Consider the following 22,953-nt stretch of genomic DNA (forward strand, 5'->3'; position numbering starts at 1 on the left):
AAAAAGACGTGATGGCTGTGAATGATCGTATTGCACATCCGGCAGGTGCGGTTGGAGTCATTGTTCGCTCGCCTGTTGATCGCACGCACGCCTATCGCGTGAAGTTCAGCGATGGGTTCGAGGCTCCGATTCATCACGACCAACTCGTTCGTCTGTCAGAATTCAAAGCCAGCCAAATTCGCGATCGTAGTGCACCGCTGGCCAGCGATGGGCTGTTCGAACGAGTCATCTATCGCTGCGTGATCGGCTCGCGGGCATACGGTCTCGACGATGAAGCCTCCGACACAGACCGCCGCGGCGTCTATCTGCCGCCGGCTGATTTGCATTGGTCGTTGTACGGCGTTCCCGAGCAACTCGAGAACGATGAAACGCAGGAGGTGTACTGGGAGCTGCAGAAGTTCATCGTGTTGGCGCTCAAGGCGAACCCGAACGTCTTGGAATGTCTCTATTCACCCATCGTCGAAAACGTTACGCCGCTCGGCGAAGAACTGCTGGCGATGCGAGAAGCGTTCCTGTCGAAGCTCGTTTTCCAAACGTTCTCAGGCTACGTCGCGTCACAATTCAAGAAGATGCAAACCGACATTCGCAATCAAGGCCGCGTGAAGTGGAAGCACGTCATGCATTTGATCCGACTGTTGCTGTCAGGCACATATGTTCTTCGCGAAGGCGTGATGATCGTCGATGTCGGCGAGCATCGCGAGAGCCTACTCACGATCAAACGCGGCGAGATGTCGTTCGACGAAGCAGACCGATGGCGAAAACGCCTGCAGTCCGAATTTGAATCCGCGTTCAAAACCACCACGCTCCCCGACCGCCCCGACTACGAACGCGCCAATGCGTTTCTGATCCGAGCACGCCAGCGAGCTATCGACACCAATCTCCCGTAATACCCGTAGTGGATTTTGTTAAAGATCCCACCGTTATAATACCCGTAGTGGATCTTGTTAAAGATCCCACCGTTATACCGTAATACCCGTAGTGGATCTTGTTAAAGATCCCACCGTTATACCAATTTCTCCAACCCTCAGGATCTTTAACAAGATCCACTACCCATCTCAAACCGCAGCAAACCTTCCTTTATAAGATAGGACACCGTTCGATCAAACTCGTCCCAAAAGCTCGCGTCAAACGGTCGAAGCCGCGGATACCCAGGAACCACTACTCCGGTAAACGGGTAGCTTGCGTATTCATCGACTGGAACCAACCCCGCTCGCTCAGGATTGCGAGCGATGTAGTCACAAACCTCGCGAAACGAATTATCGATCCGTTCAGATTCCGCCAGGACGTGATCGTACGCTTGATCCTGCAAATCAAACTTGATCCGTTTCAATGACTGATTCACCGACTTACGAAAATGCTTCATCGCCAACAACTGTTCCGAGCCATCGAATAATCCCGCCCAAAGCATGTGAAAGTGATCCGGCATCAAACAGAACATCGGACAAGCGAACCCATACCTGAAGCAAGCGTGTGCCAACAATTCACGAAAGCGATAATAAAAAGGAACCGTCAACCAACCTGTTCTTCGTCCGCGAATGGTTAGCGACCAATGGACCATCGCCTGTCCACGGTAACGTTCCAGAGGCAGTCGCTTCAAATGATCACGCTTCGACATCCTCAATCCCCCGTAATACCCGTATTACCCGTAGTGGATCTTGTTAAAGATCCCACCGTTATACCAATTTTCCCCACGCCCAGGATCTTTAACAAGATCCACTACACTTATGATCGACTACGACAAAATGATGCAGCACGTCAGTGTGCATCCTCACCCGCTGTTGTTCGCCACGATCAGCGGTGCGCATCTGTACGGCTTCCCATCGCCCGATTCCGACTTCGATCTTCGCGGCGTTCATCTGCTGCCTATTGAAACGGTGTTGGGACTGGATGATGGCGACCAAACCGTCGAAAAGGAAGGCATCTACGATGGGTTAGAAATCGACTTGGTCACACACGACGCATCAAAATTCTTCGCTCTAATGCTCCGCCGAAACGGCTACGTGCTCGAACAGATCTTTTCGCCTCTGGTCGTCTTTGAGGCCGACGAGTTCGCGGAATTGAAGTCGATCGCCGCCGACTGCATCACCAAGCATCACGCCCATCACTACCTCGGCTTCGCCGCAACCCAGTGGAAGCTGTTCGGCAAAGAATCACCGCCAAGGGTCAAACCGCTGCTGTACGTTTACCGCGTCCTGCTGACGGGCATCCATCTGATGCGCACCGGCGAAGTCGAAGCCAACCTTGTCAAGCGTAACGAAACCGCCAAGCTGCCATTCCTCGGAGACCTGATTGCCCAAAAGCAATCCGGCCCCGAGAAGGGAACGCTCAGTGCGGCTGATCTGGACTTTCACACGACGCAGTACGAACGACTGACCGCTGAATTGGAAGCCGCGTATGAAGTATCCAATCTACGCGACCTGCCTACGGCAAGGCCGGCTCTGAACGATTTGCTCGTTCGCCTGCGTCTTGGAAACTTTAGCCCAACCTCTTCGTAGTGGATCTTGTTAAAGATCCCGTTCCCCTCTTCGTAGTGGATCTTGTTAAAGATCCCGTTCCCCTCTTCGTAGTGGATCTTGTTAAAGATCCCGTTCCCCCACCGGATCTTTAACAAGATCCACTACCTATTAATCCGCGACCACTTTCGCAGCAAGTTTCGCAAATTCGAAAGCTAGATTTTCAAACTTCACCCTTCACTCTTCAAACTTCCTTCCATGACCTGGCGAGACTGGTACGACGCACTCGATAAACCGACTTGGACACCCCTCACCCCTAAAACTTCATCCCTCCTTGCCAGACATCTATCCTTCCATAGTGAACGATTCGATTTCTGAATCGTCACTACATAATTTTCGTCAGGTGATTAGATGATGCGAAAACGAATGGTGTATTTCACGAGTATCGCGGTATTGGTTTTAATGGGAGTGTTCGCGTGGAACAGAACCACGCGAGCCGCCTATGAATCAGCCGAATACAAGGTCATCGAATCCGACGACAACTTTGAAGTCCGGGAATACCCCGACCTGATGCTGGTCGCCACGTCCACCAAGATCGACGCCCAGGGTCGCGACGGCAGTTTCATGAAACTGTTCCGCTACATATCGGGCGCGAACGAATCTGAACAGAAGATCTCCATGACAACGCCGGTCTTCATGGAAAGCAAACCGCTCATGGAGAACGACAAAACCGATTCGGAAGTCCAAATGGGATTCGTGATGCCGAAGGAGGTCGCCGTCGAAGGCGTGCCATCGCCCACGGGCCCCGACGTCGACGTTCACAAGCGAGCTGGCGGCCGTTTCGCGGTCGTCCGTTTCTCTGGCCGACTCAACGCCAAGCTCGCCAAAGAGAACGAAGCCAAACTTCGCGCCTGGATGGATTCGAAAGGCCTCGTTCCCGACGACTCACCCGAATCTAACGGAGTTGAATCCGCGTCCTACGACCCACCTTGGACGCCCGGCCCAATGCGTCGCAACGAAATCCTCATCCGGTTGAAGTAGTTCATGAGTAAACGGCACCACCTATTTCCTTTCCAACCGAGTACTTGGATGATCGACTTGGCAACTTAACCTTCACGCTTTCTTCCTAGAAATCTGAAAGCCATTTCGTTCAAGTATTTGAAAGCACTTCGTCCCCTTTCCAGCTCGAAAACCCGGCTCAGGAAGAAATCCGGTAAGTATCCGTGCGGCCAAAGCGACAATTGCGGGCGGCGGATAGCTCTTACCCTCGTGCGGAACATCGTAAGCGTGTGAGGGCTTAGACGCTTTCGCATCCCGATGGTTCGCCAAAAATCTCATCTTCTGCAAAAAACATTTTCGGCCGACGATACGTCACACGAACATGAAACACCGCTCAAGCTCGAAGGTACTCATAGGACGCGAAAAAACATCAGTCGCGGAGTGTTAGAAAACGCAAGTGGTGAGCGGCATGTGCAGTATGGATTTGCTCAATCCGCTCACGCGGCAATCGCCCAAACGCTGGATGCGGAGCATAGTCACCAACGTGGGCGTAGAACTGAGCCACGCTTGCAGCAAAAGCCTCAACTTCTCGCGCGTCATCCAGATCGGCCGGCGGAACAAACATCGACGCTGTACGAATTCCACGAGGTGAATCGCCGCTAAGAATTTTCGGCAAGAGCATCCGCCGCATCACAGGACGCAAAAACGCGAAGAGCGACATCCACTTCGGATAACCATCGACGCTCGGATCTTGCACGAGTGTCAGGTGACGGCAGATTTGCCCCAGGGACCAGTTGCCACTGCGGTTGTATCCGCTCTTCAGTAGCGACCGCGTCTCTTCAGCCGCCGCGTTCAGATCGTCGAAGTGTAGTTCACGCAGTTGTTCCATGCGGTCAGTTTAACGCGACACGCCGCTCTCTCGCAAGAACTGGTCCAAGAACGTTCGCATGAACGACTCTCGTTCTTCCGCCATCCGCCGAGCCGCATCGGTGTTCAGCAAATCCTTCAACTTGAACAGCTTTTCGTGGAAGTGCCCAACACCCGTCTTCGCATCGCCGGCATCAGGAAGATAGAACGGCTGGCCAAATGCCGCGCCGTACTCGATCGTCCGCACGATCCCGATCGCACCAAGTGCGTCCAGCCGATCCGCGTCTTGCACAATCTTGCCTTCTAGCGATAGCGGCTTGGCCGATTCCCCTTTGCGAAACGAAATGTTGTCGACGATGTGAGCGACATGTTCGATCAAATCATCGTCCGCACCCAGGCCGCTCAGAATCTCGCGAGCAAACTCGGCACTCCGTTCAACGCCGTCATGGAACTTTGCATCGCCGACGTCATGCAGCAAAGCCGCCAACTCGACAATGCCCAAGTCACCACCAGCATCAGCCTGAATCTCCCGAGCCGACACCAGCACCCGAAGCACATGATCCATGCCATGACCGGCGGCCTGTCCGTCCATGCGTTCCCGCACGATTGTTTCGACTTGGTCGATCATTGAATTTCGTTGTGCTTGTAGTGGATCTTGTTAAAGATCCTGGACTGGAAGGATCTTTAACAAGATCCACTACTTCAGTTGACTCCTGGATACCGCGTGCATACAATGTACTCACGCCAGTAGACTCAGCATAGAGGCTCAAAATGTCAAGCGTCAGTGATAGTAAATCCACACGATTGAATATCCGTGTCAGTGAGCATGAGAAGGACGTGATTTCTCGAGCTGCGATTGCCACCGGAGCGACCGTGAGCGGCTTTGTGCTAGAGAGAGCTTACGCGGAAGCTCAGGCGATTCTTGCTGACCAAAGCCAGTTTCATTTGGACGAGAAGCAATGGAAGAGGTTCTGCAAGGCGCTCGATGCCCCGCCCAAAAAGATTCCTGCAATGAGGAAACTGCTTTTGGAGTCGGGCGTTTTCGATGACTGAACCGCAACTCGAAGCACCGGTTCCGCTACTGAAATCACACCGGCTCGACGGCTTTGATTGTGGCGATGCTTCATTGAATGAGTACTTAGTGCGGTTCGCGCGAACGAACCATCAATCAGGATCTGCCCGCACTTACGTTGCCTGTCGAGGAAAAAAGGTCGTCAGCTTCTACTCACTCGCCTTCGGCAGTATCGAAGTCAGAACTGCCACTTCGCGAGTCGCCAAGGGACTGCCGCAGCACCCGATTTCGATCATGCTGCTCGCGCGACTTGCCGTTGATGTAACCGAACAAGGAAACGGAATCGGCAAAGGGCTACTCAAGGACGCAGTACTAAGAACGTTGCAAGCGTCGGAGATTGGCGGACTGCGAGCGATGCTAGTTCACGCCAAGGATAAGCAAGCCCAGGCCTTCTACAGGAAGTTCGGATTTGAATCGTCTCCCACGAACGACCTTCATCTAATGATGTTGCTCAAGGATATCCGCAACTCCATTTCTTAGCGTCGGTCAAACGGCGATCTGTTCACCCCTCACCCTTCAAACTTCTATCCATCCATTTCGTTCGTTCTTCCCTCGACAGCTTTTCAATTGAGTAACGCAGCATCGTTCGCGGCATTGTCTTGGCATGTTTCTTCAAGAACTTTTCTAATCGCGATTGATCGCGTTTGCCCATTTCGCGAAGCATCCATCCGATCGCCTTGTTCATCAGGTCGTGCCCATCGCTCATCAGACGCTCGGCAAGCTCGATGATCTCCTCAAACTCGTCGTTCTTGATGAGCGAGAAAGTAGCTAACACCGCCACGCGCCGCTCCCACAACACATCGCTCGCCGCCAACCGATCGAGAACGCCTCGTTCATCGTAGTTTTCAACCAGCCAAGCTCCGAGAATTTTCGGAGCCGTCGTATCAACAATGTCCCAATTGTTCACCGCGTCCAGGTTAGCCAAGTAGAAGTCCACGATTTCTCGACATTCAAAATCGCGATGAGGATTTTTCGGCTTCGCCGCCAGCTCATACTGACCAACCAGAATCAACATTCCCGTCAGCCGGCACTCATGCCAAGGCGAAGCAAACAGTTTTACAAGATCGTCACGTGACAAATCACGAAACTGCCGAGCCACCTTCCGCTGATCCGGAACCACGCAACCGAGAAACCGATCGCCTTCGCCGTACCCACCGGGCACAGCCTGAAAGAACCCAGGCAGAAACGCAGCCTTATCTTCGCGAGCCACCTCACGAAGCGCCGAAAGAACCTGCTTCGCCGTCACGCTATGATCTCCGCTGTCTTAGAGTGAGTGTTGAAGTCGACATGAGGTCTGAGTTATACTGGTCGTGGACTATCCTCGAAAGGCACGAACGACTGCATAGTCCTAGTTCCCTTGGTGGTTTGATCGGCAGCGTCACTGGCAGAATCGCCACCAATCGGCAGCGGCGAGTTACCAAAAGCCGTGCCGGGACGACCTGGTTATTCAGAGAGCTTTATGTGAGACAAATTTCCGCGACAGCATTTTTGCTTGTGACTTTTTTTCTAGGTTGCAACTCACCCACAGTGGGCTCTTCTTCAAATTCGATCGCACAGGCAAAGCAGCGAGGAATATTCGTCACAGAGTATTCCATTCCCGCCGCTTGTGACCTAGGCCCGCACCAACCGATCGAGGCGTGGGTTGAAGATAAGAATGTATTGGTCATCAGACTACGCGGCCCACATCACTTGACCGGAGATCCAATTGTTCTACAAAGTTCCACCGAAGTGCTCCCTTTCTCGACATGGTCAAAGCGGGACGGTCCTCCCTATATGCTGTGGGCCGTTCTGGGGCCGCCGCCGGACGTCTTACTACTTAACCGCGGATCCGAAAGTGTCGAGCTCAGTCGCAGGCAGAATCACGAGGGACCTCATCCAACTCGATAAGGCAGTTTGCGATCAGATTCCTTGCTATTCGTGAAGATGACACCAGTACCGCTGAGGCTTTGACTTTCTGAATTCACGAACTACCAAAACAGTGCCGCCAAATCCATAATAATTCGCTCTTTGATCCTTCATCTTTATGACCAGCAATCCATACGCACCACCAACAACGGTGAATTCGAAAGATCAGACACACGTGGCAGCTTCGCGACTTCGCCGCGGACCTGCACTCTACATTGCCGGATTTGGGCTTGTCGGTGGCTTCGGTTCGGTACCTTTTCTTGCACTTCAGAATCCGATTGGATTTGCCGTTGTTCTGTTAGGATGTATTCTTGGCGGTTTGGTCTACCGTTTTCGCTCACGTAACTGGCCGCATGACCCAACAATACCTCATCGCCAGCTTCTTTTCTCTGCGTTTGCCGTCCTCTTGCCTCCTGGCGTTTTGTTTCTATTCGCTGGTCCGTATGGGCAAGGACCAGCGATTGTAATGATCGGATTGATTGTTGGTGTGTCGGTTGCTTTTGGCATCTTCACCAGCGGCACCCGACGTCTAAACGCACTACCGATAGAGTCAGACCCATCGGAGTTGAGCTAAGAGCCGCATTGCTGTGTCACTTCTAGACCGTCTCAGTATCCGGACTCTCGTTTGTGCATCGCCTTAGTGGTCGTAGATGCTACGAACGAGCGCGGCACAACACTGCGGTCGATGAATCGTCTTGATGCAGAAGGTAGCTTGATCATGCACGGACGATTTGACCTCCTGGATATCGCAATAATCGGAAACCGTGTTTGCGAAGTCCCATCGCACGGAACTTCGATCTTCCACGCAGGTCGCGGTAGCCAGTGCCGGCAACACGTGCGTGGACGACAGAACAATCGGTGGCGACCGCGATTTGCAGTTCGGCAAGGTGGCTCGCTCGGTAGAAAAACTCCCAATGCTCGTAGGTTTTTAGGGCTTCGTCCCAACGGAGCGTCCCGATCGTTTCCTTGCGAGCCAGAAACGCGTTGCTGACCATGTCGCACCAGGCGACGGTGCCGACACGTCTCTTCTCACCACGATGCATCCAGATGCGTTTGCCGTTCATCAATGGTGATAACATCATAGGTCGACCGCCGCCTCCTTGACGCACTGCCAAGATGTCGAGTTCGTGTTCGGCGAAGTACTCGCAAACGCGGTCGATGTGAAAGTCCGCGGTGATAACGTGATCATCGTCGAGCAGAAAGATATACTCGGTCTGCGCCGCGTCGATCGCTGTGTTACGCCCGACTCCAACACCCACATCGCGCCGGTCGAGATTAATGACCGTGCAGTGCTTAGCGGTTTCGGGATACTTCTCGCTGAAACGAAGCTCGGGCCGACCGTCATCGACGACGACGATGGTGGGCTCGGCGATGTGTTCGCGCAGCGACTGGACCAACCGGTGGCAGGACCACGGACGGTGTATCGTTTTTATGCAGAATGTGATGTCAGACGTTCGGATTGCCAAAGAGGTTCCCTCCTTTTTTGAACGACATGGTTTCTTACCAGCGACTCATTGCCCGATGGGTCATTGAATGGAGATGCAGCGATTGATCTGACGACGCCGCGATTGCTACTGTTGTGAAGCAGCGGAGTTAAGAAGAGGTTCGCTTTTCTAGACCATTTTGATTTTTGACGTGGCTGGGGCTTCCAGCCCCAGTTGAGAAGAACGCTGCGGCTGGAAGCCACAGCCACTAAATAAGCAGCCTACGGCTTTTTGCAAAATGCTCTAATTCAAGTGTTCAGCGGGATTCTTCCGCATGAGGTTGGCGACTGTCGTAATGTTCGATCGACTGGCATAGAGTCGTCGGGCTCCTGCCAAAATACGAACAACAGTCCACGCCTCCAGGCCCTTTCGGAATCCTGGGCTAGAGTCTTGGTGGAGCGGTGACTCGGTCGCGGAGTACCGCAACTCTGGAAAGATGATCACGTCCGGCTTCCGTTTTTTTACATAGTCGACAAAGGACTGCTGATCCGTCTGTGCGACCAGCGGGCCGTTGGTCGCATCAAGGATTGAGTCATATCGCTCAAAGGGGACCAGACGTCGCTCTTTCTTTTTGTCCGTGCCGCGAAAATAGATGCAGTCGTACTCAACACCCTGTCCGATTCGGTAGTTCATTCGTTGAGTAGCAAAGTGATCGACCGTCTCTCGCGGCTGCACGAATGACTGAAAGGTGGACCGCGCTTCATAGTAGGTCAGGCATGGTACCTTCTGCCTTTTTCCAAAATCAACGGTTAGTTCAGGGCACTCGACTGCTTCGGCAACAGAATGTTGCTGGTGAAAGAACGTGTCCCAGACGTTCTCACCCTCGTAAGTGCGGTACAGTTGCATCGACTTTCGGTGGCGATAGTTCACCACAGGAATCAAATCTGCCTCAAAAATCGCAGCAACGGTATCAATCGTCGTGAGAAGATAGGATCCGAATCCCGCGTTCGGCCAGCGGCGGACTACTCGGACAAAGGAACTCATTGGCATGCTCGCAGTTTGAACTAAGTTGTTCTAGAAGGCAGATATTGAATCTTGGTTTTTGCCGTCGAAGTGTTCGAGTCCTCGTTGCTCACCCATCGTCGCAATTACCGACTGAATTCGTATGCACGGTATTTTGCGACGAATCAATTGATATCCCCGGCAACACCTACAAACAATCAACTCCCGCCCAAGACGCCCTTTCTCGGCGTTTGGACAAAGGACGGGAAATCGCGGGCCAATACGATGGCTCAGCGAGCCCCAGCCGATGGATTGACGCGATTCGTTGGGTGAGGCCATGATCGTGATTCAGGTTGATCGCAAGACCAACACACTGCGAGTTGTCGACGCAGACCCATCGCTGCACTGGATGCATGCGTTCTGGTTTGCTTGGTACGCGATGCATCCCAGCACGGACGTGTTTGAAAACTAATAGCCGACGACGTTACTTGACTTCGTACTTACTCGGGTTCTGATTGAACATCTGTTGCTGTTCTTGGCCAGGGAACAGGTATCGCATGCCTTTGTAGAGGCTGGTGAACTCGGCCCGTCCGTCAACATCTTGGTTCATTTCGATACGACACACCGAGCATTTGCCTCCGAGTGCGATATCGGCGTGGGCGTACTTTTCCTTGTTCGCTTGAAACATGCCTTTCGCTTTCTCGTTGGAGAAAAGGTACAGGTGGTCTTCATGCAATGCAGCGAATTGGAGGCTGCCTGGGACACGTTTTCCCATTTCTACGAGTGCAACGACACAGTCGCCGCCGAGAACTGGCGTGTACTTGGCCGGGGCATTGACGAACATTCGTTTCTGTTCTTCACCTGGAAACAGATAGGTCTTGCCATCGTGCTGTGCCGCAAACCGTGCGTCCCCCTTCACCCACTTTTTCATTTCGATGATGCACACTGGACAATAACCTTGCAGTCCGACCGAGTTGGCGTTCGTCTTCGTACTGCTACCAGACGGAGCGGTTGAAGGGCTAGCTGACGGTTGAGTTCGCGTACCTGACTGAGCATGAGCGTCAATCGCGAGGAGCGAGCTGAACGCCAGTGCGGTCAAGGCGATCACGAATGGGCGAGTGATCGACCGGCGAGTTTTTGGTTGGATGCGGTTCATCTTGTTTCTCTTTGAAGAATCGAGTGACGAGGTAGTTTTCTTACAGCACAAGAAAGACGAAACCAATGAGGTTTCCTTACAACAGAAAGTTTTGTCTTGAAAACTTTTCTCGTCTGTGAGGCCGTCCGCGACGATCACTTCAACATCGGAGCATCCGCCGATTCGCTCCAGCGTTGGTTCGATCCATCGCTCCTCATTGAGTGTCGGTATTACGATTGACAACACGCCTTGGCGTTGTGAGTGCCTGCTGCAATTGTGCCGCACGCTCGGGTCCGAGCGCCGGGATCATTCGAGTTTTCGTCAACCCTGGTTCGGGAAACCGCGAGAATATAATGACACGATACGGCTGCGAAACAGCGAGTCTCTCTATAGGCTGTCGAATAAGTTGACTTCCGAATTGGGCTATATTCATACGAGCAACTGGAAAACAATCCAAGCGATTGTTGCGGCCACAGGTAGCGTCGTGATCCAGGCAAGCAGAATCTGACCGATCGACTTCCAGTGTGCTTGACCTGTCACGGTTCCGATTCCAAACAGTGCACCGCAGGAAACATGGGTGGTCGATACGGGCAACCCCCAGCGGCTTGCGAACACGACCAAGACCGACGTGACGAGATTTGCGGTGAACCCCTGGCCTGCGTTCATTTCGGTGATCCCATGACTCAGTTTCTCGGCGATCTTCTTCGCACCGAACCAGCCACCGATCGCGATCGCCAAGCCGCAGAAGACTGTCGCGGTGAGTGAATTCAGGGCTGGAACAATCAATAGCAGCGCGGCGATCTTTGGCGTGTCATTCAAGCCACGCGCGAAACTCACCATTCCGGCGGAAAGAAAATGCATGGTGTCGAGCGACTGACGAGCGTCGACACCCACAAGATTACCGGCATAATGATCTCGGCAGCTTACGCTGGTCCCTAGCGTAATCGAAAGCTCGTCTGCACGAGCCATTGCCATTACTCCCGCCCCGATCGGCACGACCTCAACGACTTCACGACCGCTGCAAAGGCATGTTTCTTTGGTGATCCCCATCGCGATCCGAGTTCGACGAAAAGTCAAATAGAGAGCCGCTGTTGCAGCGATCGCGATCAGGGGACTCAGCAGCAGCGGTGCCATCAGTTTTGACGAAAGTACGTGCCAATCAACGCTGTAGGTTGAAGCACCAGCCGCTCCGACCATCGAGCCTACGAGCGCGTGGGTTGTAGAAATCGGAAACCCAAAGCGGCTAGCGAGCATGACCGTCGCCCCCGCAGCCAACGCGACTGCAACGCCGAATTCACTCTGAGCAACAAGTGCATCCGGCACGATCCCCTTGCCGGAGAATCGAGCCAGCAATTCGCGAGCGAGCCAAACCGCCGTCAATGAACCGGCCGCTGTCGTAGCCGTCGCCCACACGAGCGCTCGGCGGTACGTCGTCGTGTCACTGCCATACAAAGTCGCGACGCCCTTGAAGTTGTCGTTCGCACCGTTGGCGTACGCTAACAAGATGCCGGCAACGAGGGCAAGAAAGACGATCATACAAAAACTCCGAAAACGTAGCCTAGGCTTCTAGCCTGGGACGAGTGAAAAATGTGCCACCAGGCTGGAAGCCTAGGCTACGACCGCTCCCTGACATCCAGACCCGCATCCGGCCGTGCAGCCGAAGCAATGTCGGCCGGTTTGGATCACTCGGTCGCTAAGTCTGGCGGGATCGAAGTCAGAAATGTGTTGCGAAACGTTCGCAGGCAATCCCATGTGCAACATCTGATTGAAATCGCAATCGAACAATTTTCCTTGCCAATCGACCGAGACCATTGTGCGACACATGACACCCTCGACAGTAACCGGGTTGAAGCTGTCGATCAGTTTCTGCATGTATTCGTCGAGCTGATCGTTACGAAGCAGATCATCGAGGAACCGGCTGATGGGCAGATTGGTGATCGTGTGCAGTTCCGAAAAGACAATGTCGTATCGCGATTTCAGCTCGTCACGAAACGTCGATTCGAGTTTGTCTTGCGAAGGTGGCAACGAGATTCCAGTCGGGTTGTAAACGAGAGTCAACTTTCGCCCTGAACCCGGATGCCCGTAGCCAAGTGCATTGAGCCGCTGCAGCGCATTGATCGAGCGTTTGAAAACTCCATCGCCACGTTGGCTATCACAGTTTTCTTCCAAATAGCAGGGCAACGAAGCAACCACTTCGACGTCATGCCTGGCAAGGAATTCGGGAAGATCCTTGAAGCCATTGGCCATCAGGATCGTCAGATTGCAACGGTCGATCACGCGGCGTCCAAGCTTGTGAGCTTGCTCGACAAGCCAACGGAAATTGGGATTCATCTCCGGTGCACCACCGGTAATGTCCAGCGTCGGAATGTCGTTGTTTCCCAGCACTTCAATGATGGCTTCGGTGGTTTCGCGCGTCATGCTCTCACGGCGATCCGGACCCGCATCCACGTGGCAATGCGTGCAGGTTTGATTGCACAGTTTGCCAACATTGATCTGCAAGACCTCGATGCCGGTGGCGCGAAGCGGCGACAATCCGCTCGTTCGTAATTGCTGATCGAAGTACGGCTGTCGAGGCGTCGTCTCGCCTTCGAGTATTTCTCGCTGCATGGCTGCATTGGCGAGTTCGCTTTTTTGTCGTAGAAGAGATAATTGCATGTTGGTTCCATTGCGTAGCCTAGGCTTCCAGCCTGGGACGATTGATTATGTTTAGAATACCCAGGCTGGAAACCTAGGCTACGTTCGCTAGCAGCACGGGCCATCGTCGCTACAACCATCGACGGCGTCCGTCGTCGCGTGGTATTCGAGACCCTTCGTCTCTCTTGGATGTCGTCGCGCATTACGCCTACAATCGAATGGCTTCGCGTCTTCCAGTGGAACCATCTCGCGTGGCTCGATTGCGTCGAACATCTCTGCGTAAGGCTCTTGCTGAAGCAGTTGGAACGTCTTGTCACAAACGGCCATCCGCTCGCCCCGAGAATAGGTGTGACCGTCGTCATCCTGAACTTTCTTGAATGGGCCGCGATACGACACCGCTTGCCCGCGTTCCAAGCAAGGACCTTGCTTTCCTTTGTGCGCAACGACCGTCACGCTGCGGAATTCGATTCCCTCGACAGTCCGCCATGGCTCAGCTTGTCGTTTGACAATCTCGATTCCGTGAAAGCCTGCGTCCTCGAACGCTTTCAAAAACTCATCTTCGCGAAACGCGCCGGTGATACATCCAGACCAAAGCTCCGGGTCTTGTTGCAATCGCTCCGGAACACTCTCGTCACTCACAATATCGCTGATCGCCGCGCGGCCTCCGCGACGCAAGACGCGAAAGATTTCAGCGAACAATTGTCGGCGGTCCTGCTGCCGCACCAGATTCAGAACGCAATTCGACAAAACGCAGTCGACTGAATCGTCAGAGACAAGTGGTTGCTCGCGACGTAAACGTTCCTCGGTGTGGCGAAGAGCCAGATAGCCAGCCGGATCGTTCACAGGGTGTTCTGACAATTCTCCAGCAAGTTGATCCAGATCGAGAGCCAAATCCTGAATCAGGCCATACCGAAAGTCTACGTTTGCGTAGCCGAGTTGCTTGGCCACTGCCGGCGCGTGCTTGCGAGCGAGTCCCAGCATTTCACGGTTGCAATCGACACCGATTACACGCCCTTCGGGACCAACAACTTGGGCAGCGATGTAACACAATTTGCCACCTCCGCTACCCAAATCCAGCACTGTTTCGCCTGAGCGAACGAAGGGCGTGGGATCGCCGCATCCATAATCTCGTTCGATGATTTCTTCGGGGATCACCTTCAGCAAGTCGGTCGAATATTCGACCGGGCAGCAAAGCGCAGGTTCGACGGCTTGAGCGGCAGCGGCGTACCGCTGGTAGACCGACGACTCGGCGACTTGTTGATCGCTGGACAAGGCTAGTTTCATAGGACCGACTTCCTTTCGGATGCGAGTTGTGTTTGCCGCACTGAGAAACGCGAGGCAGTTCGCAAGGGAAGACGGTTGACCTACAAGAAACTTACAGAAATCAAGAAAAGTTTTTCGTAGTCACTTTGCGTCGCCACAACACCAGACAATGCGATTCTAGCGGTTCGCAGAACGGGCTAATGGTGCACCAGTCATTGGCGGATACGATCGCTGCGGGAGCATGGGCTTGTCTGCGCCTTGAAAACCGACCACCCGACCAAACACCCAACCGACCGGCTCGTGATGTTTGTAGATCAGGTCGACGTCCGCGTCCGTTGAAAAGGGCTCCGCCGTGACAGCCGGTACTTGGGGCAAAAGCAGCGACCACACGACGAAACCACATGCGAATGCGGCTGCACAGACAGGTACACCTATCAGCCAGCCACATCGACGACTCTTCAATCGTTTCATTTTATCCCTTCGTGGCAAGACCCTGAGTTGGTTGCGTTCGCACCGGACGAATTCATGGCGGACACGGTTCCGGATCAGTTGTAGTTCAATCGGCGAAATGTCTGTTAGCAATGGAGCAACTTGTCGTTTCACCGGCAATTGTATTGAGACTCACAGACACGTCCGTCTGCAAATGCGACTCTTGGGCGGAAAATGCATTCCGATGGCCATTGAATAGCGAATGGCGTAGCGGAAGCCATTCTTTTCAGTTGCCTCAATGAACGAACGGAGACTCCCAATGAGAAAACCCTTTGCCTCTTACACCATGATCGCGTTGGCCGCTGGTGCCCTTACGCTGCTGTCGACTCACCCGTGTTTGGCCGGGCCAAAGGTTACCGTTGGCGCCAGTGTGCCTGCGAATCAGCAAGTTTCGATGGACCAGATCGACCCATGCAATTGGGATGCCTTGCTAAACCGGTACGTTGATGAGAACGGAAACGTCAATTACGCGGCGTGGAAACAGTCCGCTGCGGACTTACAGGCACTTGAAGCGTTTTTGGGACACCTTTCGTCAGCAAACCCGAACGCACAGGCGAGCCAGTCGGCCAAACTCGCTTTTTGGATCAACGCCTATAACGCAGTGACGGTACATGGAATTCTCCGTGAGTATCCCACGACCAGCATTCGCAATCACACCGCGAAACTGATTGGCTACAACATTTGGGACGACCTGCTGTTAACGGTTGGCGGAAAGCCGTACTCTCTGAACCAGATGGAACATGAAGTGTTGCGAAAGATGGGCGAGCCACGAATTCACTTCGCCATCGTTTGTGCCTCACGTAGTTGTCCGCGACTGTTGTCCGAAGCCTATACGGCCGAGAAGCTGGATGCTCAGCTAACCGCAAACACAAAAGTCTTCTTTGCCAACCCAGGCAACTTTCAACACGACGCAGCGGGCCGCAAGTTCCAGCTCTCGTCGATCCTTGACTGGTTCGGCGAAGATTTCGGTCGCGACCAAGCCGCCCAGCTCCGCACAATTGCACCCTACTTGCCATCACGCGAAGCCTACGATGCAGCGATCGCGAACTCGGTATCAGTCTCCCATCTCGATTACGACTGGGGCTTGAACGACCAGGCATCCGCTCGAACAGCGCGCCACTGATGCACAAAACGTAGCCTAGGCTTCTAGCCTGGGAACCCCGCGAAACCCAGGCTGGAAGCCTAGGCTACAGTCCCCTTCATTTGGTCAAGGATGACCTCGATGTTGCGTCCTAAAACAAAAGACAATGCAATTCGTGCTGCCTGGGTAGTGATCGCCATCACTGCTTGGTTCGCTCATGGACCAAGTTGTGTGGCTCAAACACCCAACGCGTCGCTCGCTGCGATCTACAACCCGCTTGCCCAGCGGCCAGACTATGAACGCAATCCAGTGATCGTGATTCCGGGAGTGCTGGGTTCGCGGCTGGTCGATAACGAGACCGGGAAGACGGTTTGGGGAAAGTACGACAAAATTCGTATTCGACGTCGGCAATCGGACGATCTTGCAGCCGTATCGCTGCCAATGCGTCAAGGTGTTCCGCTGTCACAATTGCGAGATCACGTTCCCAGCGATGGAACACTGGCTTACTTGGAACTGAGTGTGTTCGGGATTCCGGTCGAGCTGCAAGCCTACAACCAGATACTTCAAACCCTTGGCGTGGGCGGGTATCGCGATTCCTCGCATCCCAAAGCGGATGAATTCAATTACGGGGACGAACACTTCACTTGTTTCCAGTTCGCCTGGGAGCCGATCAAACCCAGGCTGGAAGCCTAGGCTACTAAACGCAGAGCACGAATGTGGCGGAAGACTCGACGCACAATGAAGAGATTGAGCCAAACACAGGCGTTGGCTTGCTGGCGGCACTTGCTGGTCTGTCGATCTGCGTCTATGGAATCATCGCGGTATTGAGCTGGCAGTTCGATTTTGACAGCGTGACGACGGACCGGCCCATCATCGCAGTCCTTTGCCTGTTTGCAGTCGCGTTCGCGATCTATTTGGGTGCGATCCGGATCGCATGGCGGACGCGACATAGTGCGCGGATGTTGAGACTGGTGATCGGATCGGCGATCGTGTTCCGCGTGGTGATGCTGTTCTCGCTGCCCATCCAGGAAGTCGATATCTATCGCTACCTTTGGGACGGAGCCGTCAGCACCGCCGGCGTGAGTCCGTTTCGTTACAGTCCTGGGCAAGTGAGCTCTGTCGACCTAGCGTCAAACGAGGATGAGGATCTGTCGCGATTGGCCAAGATGCGAGACGATGATCCGGCACTCGCAGAAATCTTGAATCGTGTGCATTTCCCTGAACTGCCGACGATCTATCCGCCGACCAGTCAAACCGTGTTTGCAGCAGCCAATCTCACAACACCACATTCGTCGTCCGTGATGACGCGAGTGTTCATCATGAAGGCGTGGTTGATCGGGTTCGACATCGCGACGCTATTCGTCGTGATTGGACTCCTTCGTCGATGCGCAAAACCGATCGGACTTTGTGTGATCTATGCGTGGTGTCCGCTACTCATGAAAGAGGTTGCCAACAGTGGGCATTTGGACGCCATCGCAGTGTTCTTGACCACGCTCGGTTTGTACCTAGTCGTCCGGAGCCTAGGCTTCCAGCCTGGGAACAAAAAGACCCAGGCTAGAAGCCTAGGCTACGCCGTGCTGGCGAGTATTGTGCTCGCGTTGGCGGTCGGTGCGAAGCTCTACCCCATCATCCTCGCCCCGCTCGTCTTTTTCTCCCTCGCGAGAAAATTAGGCTGGCGTTTCACCGTCGCACCGACTGTGGCATTTGCTGTGACGACGGCGGTACTACTATCAGCAATGCTTCCAGGTGAAAGATCTGTCTCGGATCGAGAGCAAGTTCATGATCCCAGTCTCGGCGTGGTGACGTTCCTTCGACGTTGGGAAATGAACGATTTTCTATTCCTTATCATCATCGAGAACATAAAGCCGACCGCCGGGCGCGGTCCCCATGAAACCGCCTGGTTCACCGTGATTCCCGAGTCGGTTCGCGTCACGATGGTGGATTCGGTTGCCGCGGGTTTCGACATTGATCCTAGCGAAGCCCCGTTCATGATAGCGCGTGCAATGACCGCGGCTATCTTCTTTATCTTCGCGATCACTCTCGCTTGGCGAACCGCGGCAAAGGATTCTGCGCATTTTTGTGAAGCGGCATTCCTGACGATCGCCTGGTTTTGGCTGCTTTGCCCGACATTGAATCCGTGGTATTGGACCTGGGCTTTGCCTCTGTTGCCGTTTGCCCGAGGCCGCGCGTGGCTCGCCGTCAGTGGACTCGTTCCCATTTACTATCTGCGGTTTTGGCTGGACTACCATTTCCCAACGACGGCGGTGCTAGGAACACGATACACGGGAGTCGCCTTCTATGACTTCATCATCACTTGGATCGAGTTCGCGCCTTGGTTCGTTGTTTTGATGTGGCGTAGCCTAGGCTTCCAGCCTGGGAAAAAAATAGTACCCAGGCTGGAAGCCTAGGCTACGATCCCCAAACTCATCTAGGTTGATTTCTCCGTCCGTGGTGGTGAATGGCTCGAATTGAACGCGTTTGTGCTGGAAGAATTCTTCATTAATCGTGTCAAAAGCTTCGACAGCCCGCGCTGAACCGAGACGAAAAAGTTCGGGGATGTGCTGGACATCGGCGAGCCCGAACTTTTCTGCCATCCTAAAATTGATATGCCGATAGCGATCGCCGAGCAAAAATCTCAAAGGCAGATGGATCCCTTGAACCTGCGCCATGCCCATCAAATCAGCGATGCGCGGTGCCCAAATCAATGTGCCTGCATCAGAGTCAGGAGGCGTCAATGAATATTCGGCCAAACCTGTGCAAACGGAAAGGAGAGGAACGTCGTCGGTGCTAAAGCACGTCTTGTCGAGTTCGCATCCACCGAATTGCTGAATTCGCATCGCTTCTGCTACGGCCAGCATGCTTGGATCGGCCGCCCAAACACCTCCATCCACGTAGCTGCAGTCCCCAATTTGTCGGTGTGGAAAATAGGTAGGAGCAGCGGTCGCGGCAATGACCACATCCGAAATCTTGAAATCCTGGTCTCGCACGCCTTTGGGCAGATGCCGTGAGCGAAAGACATGGGGTTCACCTTTGGTTAGGTTGACCGAGGGAATGACAAGGCGTGTGAACTCGACCGACTTCAGGGTCGATTCGCCGAACCCTTCGTCGAACGCTTCTTGCAGCGCATGCGGGCAATAGCGAGAACGAAAGGCCGCGTCGAGTCCGCTGCCTGTCTTGCGCTTGAATACCCAGTTTGCTGAAGGGAAAAGGAATCGCATCAGCCCCTTGCCACGATAGGGTGGTCTTGCTGAGAAGATTCCCGCGCCGTGTCGCACATAGAAATCGTGCATCTTCGAGGCCGGGAGCCCCATCGCCAATCCAGCCGCAATGATTCCTCCGGTCGAAGTACCCGCGATCAAATCAAACGATTCGGCCATCGGGCGACCAAGTCTCTGTTCGAGGTCATTCAAAAACGATGTGATGAAAGCACCGCGAATGCCGCCTCCGGCCAACGATAGAATCTGAAAACGTGCCATGGTTGTGTTACGACAATTTATTGGCGGGCGGAAAAGCGAGCGGTGTGTCGTGGATGTGATTGAACAGATTCGAGAAAGTCGCCAATGCATTTGGTCAAACGACACCATACGCCAACATCGCGTCGGCGACTTTGATGAAGCCAGCGATGTTGGCCCCACGGACATAATTCACGTAACCATTTGCCTGTCCATGTTTAACGCATTTCTGGTGAATATCGCTCATAATGGACTTGAGCTTCGTGTCCACGTCCTCACGGGGCCATGACAGTCGCAATGCGTTCTGACTTTGTTCTAGTCCCGATACGGCAACACCACCGGCATTGGCTGCTTTGGCGGGACCAAAGAGAACTTTGGAGTTCACGAAGGCGTGAGCGCCCGCCAATTCGGTCGGCATGTTTGCCCCTTCGGCCACTGCGAGGACGCCGTTGCCGATGAGCGTTTTCGCGTCGTCAAGGCTCAGTTCGTTCTGTGTCGCACATGGAAACGCGACTTCGCATGAAACACTCCAGGGCCGCTGACCAGCATAAAACTTGGCTCGGCTGAAGTGATCGGCATATTCAGAAATCCGACCGCGGTCAACTTCCTTCAGGCTCTTGATGAACACGAGTTTTTCGGCATCAATGCCATCCGGGTCGTGAACGAAACCGGATGAGTCGGAAAGAGTGACGACTTTTGCTCCCAGTTCGATCGCATTCTCAGCCGTGTAGATCGCTACGTTACCCGAACCAGAGACAACGCACGTCTTGCCCTGGAGGCTATCGCCTGCGTGATTGAGCATGTTCTCGCAGAAGTAGACGCAACCATAACCGGTGGCCTCGGTTCGCACGAGACTGCCGCCGAAGGTCAATCCCTTGCCGGTTAGGCTTCCCACAAAACGATTTTCGAGTCGTTTGTACTGCCCAAACAGGTAGCTGATTTCGCGGCCACCGACTCCGATGTCTCCGGCTGGAACGTCCGTGTCCTCACCGATATGGCGATGAAGTTCAGTCATCAGCGACTGGCAGAATCGCATGACCTCGCGATCACTCTTGCCCTTCGGGTTAAAATTGGCTCCCCCCTTTGCGCCGCCCATCGGCAGCCCGGTCAGGCTGTTCTTGAATACTTGTTCAAAGCCGAGGAATTTGAGGACGCTCAACGTCACGTCAGGGTCAAACCGCATGCCGCCCTTGTGCGGTCCGATGGAGTTATTAAATTGCACGCGTCACGCTCGGTTGGCTCGAATGTTGCCTTTCTCGTCTTCCCACGCAACACGAAAAATGACGATTCGGTCCGGCTCCGTCATGCGTTCGAGTATTTGAGCATCCTTGTACTTTCGGTTTTCCTGAACGAACGGCATGACGGTTTCGGTAAACTCCCGTACTGCTTGGTGAAACTCCAGTTCACCTGGATTCCGCCGTTCGAGTCCGCTCATGAAGCATTCCGTTTCTTTGCAGGGTTCATTCCACATTTTGCTTTTCCGAGTTTGTGTTTGAGTGTATTCAAAGAGTTTAACCATGATTCCGAATTGGCGTTCAGTGATTGAGGATGCGTATTAGCTGCCGACATTGAGTCGTTGAAGCAGCCCGAGAATTTTCTTGCTCAGCGGCGTTAGCTTCGTACGGCTGAACTGGTCGCCCAGCTTGCGGATCGCTTCGGCTTGAGTTGGATAGGGGTGAATGGCGCTGCCGATCTTGCCGAGTCCCAGTCCACCCGTCATGGCGACCGTGATTTCGGAAATCATGTCACCCGCGTTCTCAGCAACGATGGTTGCGCCAATGATCTGATCGGTCCCCTTCTTGGTGTGAACTTTCACGAACCCGTCGTCTTGGCCTTCTAGAATCGCTCGGTCGATGTCGCTGAAGTGTTGGACGTAGGTGTCGACTTCGATTCCTGCTTCCTCGGCTTCGTTTTCGTACATGCCAACATGAGCGATCTCAGGGGACGTATAGGTCGCCCAAGGAATCACCAAATCGCTGGCCTTCTTCTTGCCGAACGGTCCGACTGCAAATAGAGCATTCTGGATCACGATGCGGGCCATGAAGTCAGCCGCATGCGTGAATTGGTACTTTGAGCAAACGTCGCCGGCAGCGTAGATACGCGGATTCGTGGTCTGCAAGTTGTCGTTGACCTTGACGCCCTTCTTGTCGAAATCAACACCGACAGCTTCCAAATTCAAGTCTTCAACGTTCGGTGCTCGTCCCACTGCAACCAGCAGTTGGTCTACGGGCTCGTCGTAGCTCTTTCCATGAGACTCGACGGTCAGCCGGATCCCACCTTCGTTCTTGATGACGAGGTTACGACCGCAGCAGAGCAATTTCACTCCGTTACGCACCATCTCCTTTTGAACGATTTCGGCGGCTTCACGATCCTCACGTGGCATGATGCCGTGCTCCGATTCCACCAGAAAAACCTCCGAGCCAAGTTGGGCGAACGATTGCGCCATTTCACAACCGATTGGCCCCGCTCCAATGATCCCCAACCGGCGAGGCAATTCTGTTAACGAGAACACCGACTCGTTAGTCAGATATTCAATGTCATTCAGGCCAGCAATGGGCGGCGCGGCCGCGCGAGCACCGCTGGCGATGACCGCCCGTTTGAAACGGAGTTCGCTGCCACCCACCTCGATCGTGTTGGAATCGAGAAAACTGGCTTGGCCAAAGAAGACATCGACGCCGAGATCGCGGAACCGACTCGCGGAGTCGTTATGACTAATCCCAGCACGCAGCTTTCTCATCCGCTGCATTACCGCGGCGAAATCGACGTAAACCTCTGGCACGTCAATTCCGAATTCGCTGGCGTCTTTTGCCCCCACTGCGACTCTCGCCGCACTAATGATCCCCTTTGATGGAACGCAGCCTACGTTCAGGCAATCGCCTCCCATCAATTCTCGTTCGACCAGCGCGACGCGTGCGCCCAGTCCCGCCGCCCCGGCTGCCGTCACAAGACCCGCGGTTCCGCCGCCAATCACTACCAGATGGTAGGGGCGACTCGGTGTTGGATTGGTCCACTGGGGTGGGTGGACGTTCGCTTCGAGTTTCTGATTGTGTTCGTCGTTTGGTTGAAGCTGGACAAGTTCGGATGACATCGACGTATCGCTTTCGATTTTGAATGATTGTTTGAGAGTTTCGATGGGAGAGTTCATACCTGAGCTTTCTGAAGCAAGTGATTCTATAT

Annotated in this window: 26 protein-coding genes; 11 read left to right on the forward strand and 15 right to left on the reverse strand. The window is 53.9% G+C overall.

Annotated features, from left to right (window positions below; all coding sequences use genetic code 11):
- Nucleotides 1-11: 11 nt before the first annotated feature.
- Complete coding sequence (locus Q31b_RS16770) at nt 12-887, forward strand: nucleotidyltransferase domain-containing protein (RefSeq protein WP_146600989.1); 876 nt, start codon at nt 12-14, stop codon at nt 885-887.
- Between the two features lie 146 nt (nt 888-1,033).
- Here the strand turns inward: Q31b_RS16770 and Q31b_RS16775 are convergent, their stop codons facing one another.
- A complete protein-coding gene (locus tag Q31b_RS16775; RefSeq protein WP_231617631.1) occupies nt 1,034-1,615 on the reverse strand; it encodes a hypothetical protein in 582 nt (193 codons plus the stop codon).
- A gap of 109 nt (nt 1,616-1,724) precedes the next feature.
- Between Q31b_RS16775 and Q31b_RS16780 the strand changes: the two genes are divergently transcribed.
- Together Q31b_RS16780 and Q31b_RS16785 are read left to right on the forward strand one after the other, a co-directional pair.
- A complete protein-coding gene (locus Q31b_RS16780) occupies nt 1,725-2,495 on the forward strand; it encodes a nucleotidyltransferase domain-containing protein (RefSeq protein WP_146600803.1) in 771 nt (256 codons plus the stop codon).
- A gap of 372 nt (nt 2,496-2,867) precedes the next feature.
- Nucleotides 2,868-3,494, forward strand: coding sequence for an SOUL family heme-binding protein (locus Q31b_RS16785; RefSeq protein WP_390622332.1), 627 nt, complete (start codon nt 2,868-2,870; stop codon nt 3,492-3,494).
- Between the two features lie 388 nt (nt 3,495-3,882).
- On the opposite strand, the gene Q31b_RS16790 is transcribed toward Q31b_RS16785, so the two are convergent.
- Together Q31b_RS16790 and Q31b_RS16795 are read right to left on the reverse strand one after the other, a co-directional pair.
- Nucleotides 3,883-4,341: a DUF1569 domain-containing protein gene (locus Q31b_RS16790; protein WP_146600805.1), complete on the reverse strand. Its 459-nt coding sequence runs from the start codon at nt 4,339-4,341 to the stop codon at nt 3,883-3,885.
- A gap of 9 nt (nt 4,342-4,350) precedes the next feature.
- Nucleotides 4,351-4,947, reverse strand: a complete 597-nt coding sequence (locus Q31b_RS16795) for an HD domain-containing protein (protein WP_146600806.1) — start codon at nt 4,945-4,947, stop codon at nt 4,351-4,353.
- Nucleotides 4,948-5,090: 143 nt separating this feature from the next.
- Between Q31b_RS16795 and Q31b_RS16800 the strand changes: the two genes are divergently transcribed.
- Nucleotides 5,091-5,372, forward strand: coding sequence for a type II toxin-antitoxin system TacA family antitoxin (locus Q31b_RS16800; protein ID WP_146600807.1), 282 nt, complete (start codon nt 5,091-5,093; stop codon nt 5,370-5,372).
- Nucleotides 5,365-5,871, forward strand: coding sequence for a GNAT family N-acetyltransferase (locus Q31b_RS16805; RefSeq protein WP_146600808.1), 507 nt, complete (start codon nt 5,365-5,367; stop codon nt 5,869-5,871). Before Q31b_RS16800 ends, Q31b_RS16805 begins: the two co-directional genes overlap by 8 nt.
- 22 nt (nt 5,872-5,893) lie before the next feature.
- Here Q31b_RS16805 and Q31b_RS16810 read toward each other — a convergent pair whose 3' ends face one another.
- Nucleotides 5,894-6,637 carry a DNA alkylation repair protein gene (locus Q31b_RS16810; protein ID WP_146600809.1) on the reverse strand — a complete coding sequence of 248 codons (744 nt, stop codon included), beginning with the start codon at nt 6,635-6,637 and terminating at the stop codon, nt 5,894-5,896.
- A gap of 777 nt (nt 6,638-7,414) precedes the next feature.
- On the opposite strand from Q31b_RS16810, the gene Q31b_RS16815 reads away from it, so the two are divergent.
- Nucleotides 7,415-7,870 carry a hypothetical protein gene (locus Q31b_RS16815; RefSeq protein WP_231617632.1) on the forward strand — a complete coding sequence of 152 codons (456 nt, stop codon included), beginning with the start codon at nt 7,415-7,417 and terminating at the stop codon, nt 7,868-7,870.
- A 142-nt stretch (nt 7,871-8,012) separates the two neighbouring features.
- Here the strand turns inward: Q31b_RS16815 and Q31b_RS16825 are convergent, their stop codons facing one another.
- Nucleotides 8,013-8,762 (reverse strand): glycosyltransferase family 2 protein, encoded by a 750-nt coding sequence (locus Q31b_RS16825; protein ID WP_146600810.1) that lies wholly within the window; start codon nt 8,760-8,762, stop codon nt 8,013-8,015.
- Between the two features lie 261 nt (nt 8,763-9,023).
- The gene (locus Q31b_RS16830) at nt 9,024-9,764 is read right to left on the reverse strand and encodes a hypothetical protein (RefSeq protein ID WP_146600811.1); all 741 of its coding nucleotides are present in this window, start codon (nt 9,762-9,764) and stop codon (nt 9,024-9,026) included.
- 295 nt (nt 9,765-10,059) lie between these two features.
- On the opposite strand from Q31b_RS16830, the gene Q31b_RS29370 reads away from it, so the two are divergent.
- On the forward strand, nt 10,060-10,194 hold the full coding sequence (locus tag Q31b_RS29370; RefSeq protein ID WP_261343864.1) for a hypothetical protein: 135 nt from the start codon (nt 10,060-10,062) through the stop codon (nt 10,192-10,194).
- Between the two features lie 12 nt (nt 10,195-10,206).
- Here Q31b_RS29370 and Q31b_RS16835 read toward each other — a convergent pair whose 3' ends face one another.
- On the reverse strand, nt 10,207-10,878 hold the full coding sequence (locus Q31b_RS16835; protein WP_146600812.1) for a hypothetical protein: 672 nt from the start codon (nt 10,876-10,878) through the stop codon (nt 10,207-10,209).
- A 96-nt stretch (nt 10,879-10,974) separates the two neighbouring features.
- Between Q31b_RS16835 and Q31b_RS29375 the strand changes: the two genes are divergently transcribed.
- Nucleotides 10,975-11,097: a hypothetical protein gene (locus tag Q31b_RS29375; RefSeq protein WP_261343865.1), complete on the forward strand. Its 123-nt coding sequence runs from the start codon at nt 10,975-10,977 to the stop codon at nt 11,095-11,097.
- A gap of 189 nt (nt 11,098-11,286) precedes the next feature.
- On the opposite strand, the gene Q31b_RS16845 is transcribed toward Q31b_RS29375, so the two are convergent.
- From Q31b_RS16845 to Q31b_RS16860, 4 genes are all read right to left on the reverse strand, one after another.
- The gene (locus Q31b_RS16845) at nt 11,287-12,393 is read right to left on the reverse strand and encodes an inorganic phosphate transporter (protein ID WP_146600814.1); all 1,107 of its coding nucleotides are present in this window, start codon (nt 12,391-12,393) and stop codon (nt 11,287-11,289) included.
- Between the two features lie 72 nt (nt 12,394-12,465).
- Nucleotides 12,466-13,512 (reverse strand): arsenosugar biosynthesis radical SAM (seleno)protein ArsS, encoded by a 1,047-nt coding sequence (gene arsS / locus Q31b_RS16850; RefSeq protein ID WP_146600815.1) that lies wholly within the window; start codon nt 13,510-13,512, stop codon nt 12,466-12,468.
- Between the two features lie 87 nt (nt 13,513-13,599).
- The gene (locus tag Q31b_RS16855; RefSeq protein WP_146600816.1) at nt 13,600-14,775 is read right to left on the reverse strand and encodes a methyltransferase domain-containing protein; all 1,176 of its coding nucleotides are present in this window, start codon (nt 14,773-14,775) and stop codon (nt 13,600-13,602) included.
- 156 nt (nt 14,776-14,931) lie between these two features.
- On the reverse strand, nt 14,932-15,225 hold the full coding sequence (locus tag Q31b_RS16860) for a hypothetical protein (RefSeq protein WP_146600817.1): 294 nt from the start codon (nt 15,223-15,225) through the stop codon (nt 14,932-14,934).
- 277 nt (nt 15,226-15,502) lie between these two features.
- On the opposite strand from Q31b_RS16860, the gene Q31b_RS16865 reads away from it, so the two are divergent.
- From Q31b_RS16865 to Q31b_RS16875, 3 genes are all read left to right on the forward strand, one after another.
- The gene (locus Q31b_RS16865) at nt 15,503-16,366 is read left to right on the forward strand and encodes a DUF547 domain-containing protein (protein WP_146600818.1); all 864 of its coding nucleotides are present in this window, start codon (nt 15,503-15,505) and stop codon (nt 16,364-16,366) included.
- Nucleotides 16,367-16,465: 99 nt separating this feature from the next.
- On the forward strand, nt 16,466-17,017 hold the full coding sequence (locus Q31b_RS16870) for a hypothetical protein (protein ID WP_146600819.1): 552 nt from the start codon (nt 16,466-16,468) through the stop codon (nt 17,015-17,017).
- A gap of 23 nt (nt 17,018-17,040) precedes the next feature.
- Nucleotides 17,041-18,732, forward strand: coding sequence for a hypothetical protein (locus Q31b_RS16875; RefSeq protein WP_146600820.1), 1,692 nt, complete (start codon nt 17,041-17,043; stop codon nt 18,730-18,732).
- On the opposite strand, the gene Q31b_RS16880 is transcribed toward Q31b_RS16875, so the two are convergent.
- The 4 genes from Q31b_RS16880 to Q31b_RS16890 all read right to left on the reverse strand — a co-directional run bounded on the left by Q31b_RS16880 (nt 18,685) and on the right by Q31b_RS16890 (nt 22,864).
- Nucleotides 18,685-19,800, reverse strand: a complete 1,116-nt coding sequence (locus tag Q31b_RS16880; protein ID WP_197171699.1) for a CBASS cGAMP-activated phospholipase — start codon at nt 19,798-19,800, stop codon at nt 18,685-18,687. The two genes, Q31b_RS16875 and Q31b_RS16880, sit on opposite strands and share 48 nt — an antisense overlap.
- A gap of 94 nt (nt 19,801-19,894) precedes the next feature.
- Nucleotides 19,895-20,998, reverse strand: a complete 1,104-nt coding sequence (gene gdhA / locus Q31b_RS16885; protein ID WP_231617633.1) for an NADP-specific glutamate dehydrogenase — start codon at nt 20,996-20,998, stop codon at nt 19,895-19,897.
- Nucleotides 20,999-21,001: 3 nt separating this feature from the next.
- Entirely contained in the window at nt 21,002-21,247 is a 246-nt protein-coding gene (locus Q31b_RS29805) for a hypothetical protein (protein ID WP_231617634.1), read from the reverse strand.
- Between the two features lie 84 nt (nt 21,248-21,331).
- Complete coding sequence (locus tag Q31b_RS16890) at nt 21,332-22,864, reverse strand: mercuric reductase (protein WP_146600991.1); 1,533 nt, start codon at nt 22,862-22,864, stop codon at nt 21,332-21,334.
- Nucleotides 22,865-22,953: the final 89 nt, after the last annotated feature.

Origin of the sequence: Novipirellula aureliae (assembly GCF_007860185.1) — a bacterium.
Lineage (GTDB): Bacteria > Planctomycetota > Planctomycetia > Pirellulales > Pirellulaceae > Novipirellula_A > Novipirellula_A aureliae.

Coding starts and splice junctions, on each gene's coding strand:
- Q31b_RS16855 (WP_146600816.1), bottom strand. CDS start 14,775: ATGAAACTAGCCTTGTCCAGCGATCAACAAGTCGCCGAGTCGTCGGTC.
- Q31b_RS16860 (WP_146600817.1), bottom strand. CDS start 15,225: ATGAAACGATTGAAGAGTCGTCGATGTGGCTGGCTGATAGGTGTACCT.
- Q31b_RS16775 (WP_231617631.1), bottom strand. CDS start 1,615: ATGTCGAAGCGTGATCATTTGAAGCGACTGCCTCTGGAACGTTACCGT.
- Q31b_RS16890 (WP_146600991.1), bottom strand. CDS start 22,864: ATGTCATCCGAACTTGTCCAGCTTCAACCAAACGACGAACACAATCAG.
- arsS (WP_146600815.1), bottom strand. CDS start 13,512: ATGCAATTATCTCTTCTACGACAAAAAAGCGAACTCGCCAATGCAGCC.
- Q31b_RS16815 (WP_231617632.1), top strand. CDS start 7,415: ATGACCAGCAATCCATACGCACCACCAACAACGGTGAATTCGAAAGAT.
- Q31b_RS16805 (WP_146600808.1), top strand. CDS start 5,365: ATGACTGAACCGCAACTCGAAGCACCGGTTCCGCTACTGAAATCACAC.
- Q31b_RS29805 (WP_231617634.1), bottom strand. CDS start 21,247: ATGTGGAATGAACCCTGCAAAGAAACGGAATGCTTCATGAGCGGACTC.
- Q31b_RS16785 (WP_390622332.1), top strand. CDS start 2,868: ATGCGAAAACGAATGGTGTATTTCACGAGTATCGCGGTATTGGTTTTA.
- Q31b_RS16865 (WP_146600818.1), top strand. CDS start 15,503: ATGAGAAAACCCTTTGCCTCTTACACCATGATCGCGTTGGCCGCTGGT.
- Q31b_RS16780 (WP_146600803.1), top strand. CDS start 1,725: ATGATCGACTACGACAAAATGATGCAGCACGTCAGTGTGCATCCTCAC.
- Q31b_RS16770 (WP_146600989.1), top strand. CDS start 12: ATGGCTGTGAATGATCGTATTGCACATCCGGCAGGTGCGGTTGGAGTC.
- Q31b_RS16795 (WP_146600806.1), bottom strand. CDS start 4,947: ATGATCGACCAAGTCGAAACAATCGTGCGGGAACGCATGGACGGACAG.
- Q31b_RS16880 (WP_197171699.1), bottom strand. CDS start 19,800: ATGGCACGTTTTCAGATTCTATCGTTGGCCGGAGGCGGCATTCGCGGT.
- Q31b_RS16800 (WP_146600807.1), top strand. CDS start 5,091: ATGTCAAGCGTCAGTGATAGTAAATCCACACGATTGAATATCCGTGTC.
- Q31b_RS16845 (WP_146600814.1), bottom strand. CDS start 12,393: ATGATCGTCTTTCTTGCCCTCGTTGCCGGCATCTTGTTAGCGTACGCC.
- Q31b_RS29370 (WP_261343864.1), top strand. CDS start 10,060: ATGATCGTGATTCAGGTTGATCGCAAGACCAACACACTGCGAGTTGTC.
- Q31b_RS16790 (WP_146600805.1), bottom strand. CDS start 4,341: ATGGAACAACTGCGTGAACTACACTTCGACGATCTGAACGCGGCGGCT.
- Q31b_RS16830 (WP_146600811.1), bottom strand. CDS start 9,764: ATGAGTTCCTTTGTCCGAGTAGTCCGCCGCTGGCCGAACGCGGGATTC.
- Q31b_RS16835 (WP_146600812.1), bottom strand. CDS start 10,878: ATGAACCGCATCCAACCAAAAACTCGCCGGTCGATCACTCGCCCATTC.
- Q31b_RS16870 (WP_146600819.1), top strand. CDS start 16,466: ATGTTGCGTCCTAAAACAAAAGACAATGCAATTCGTGCTGCCTGGGTA.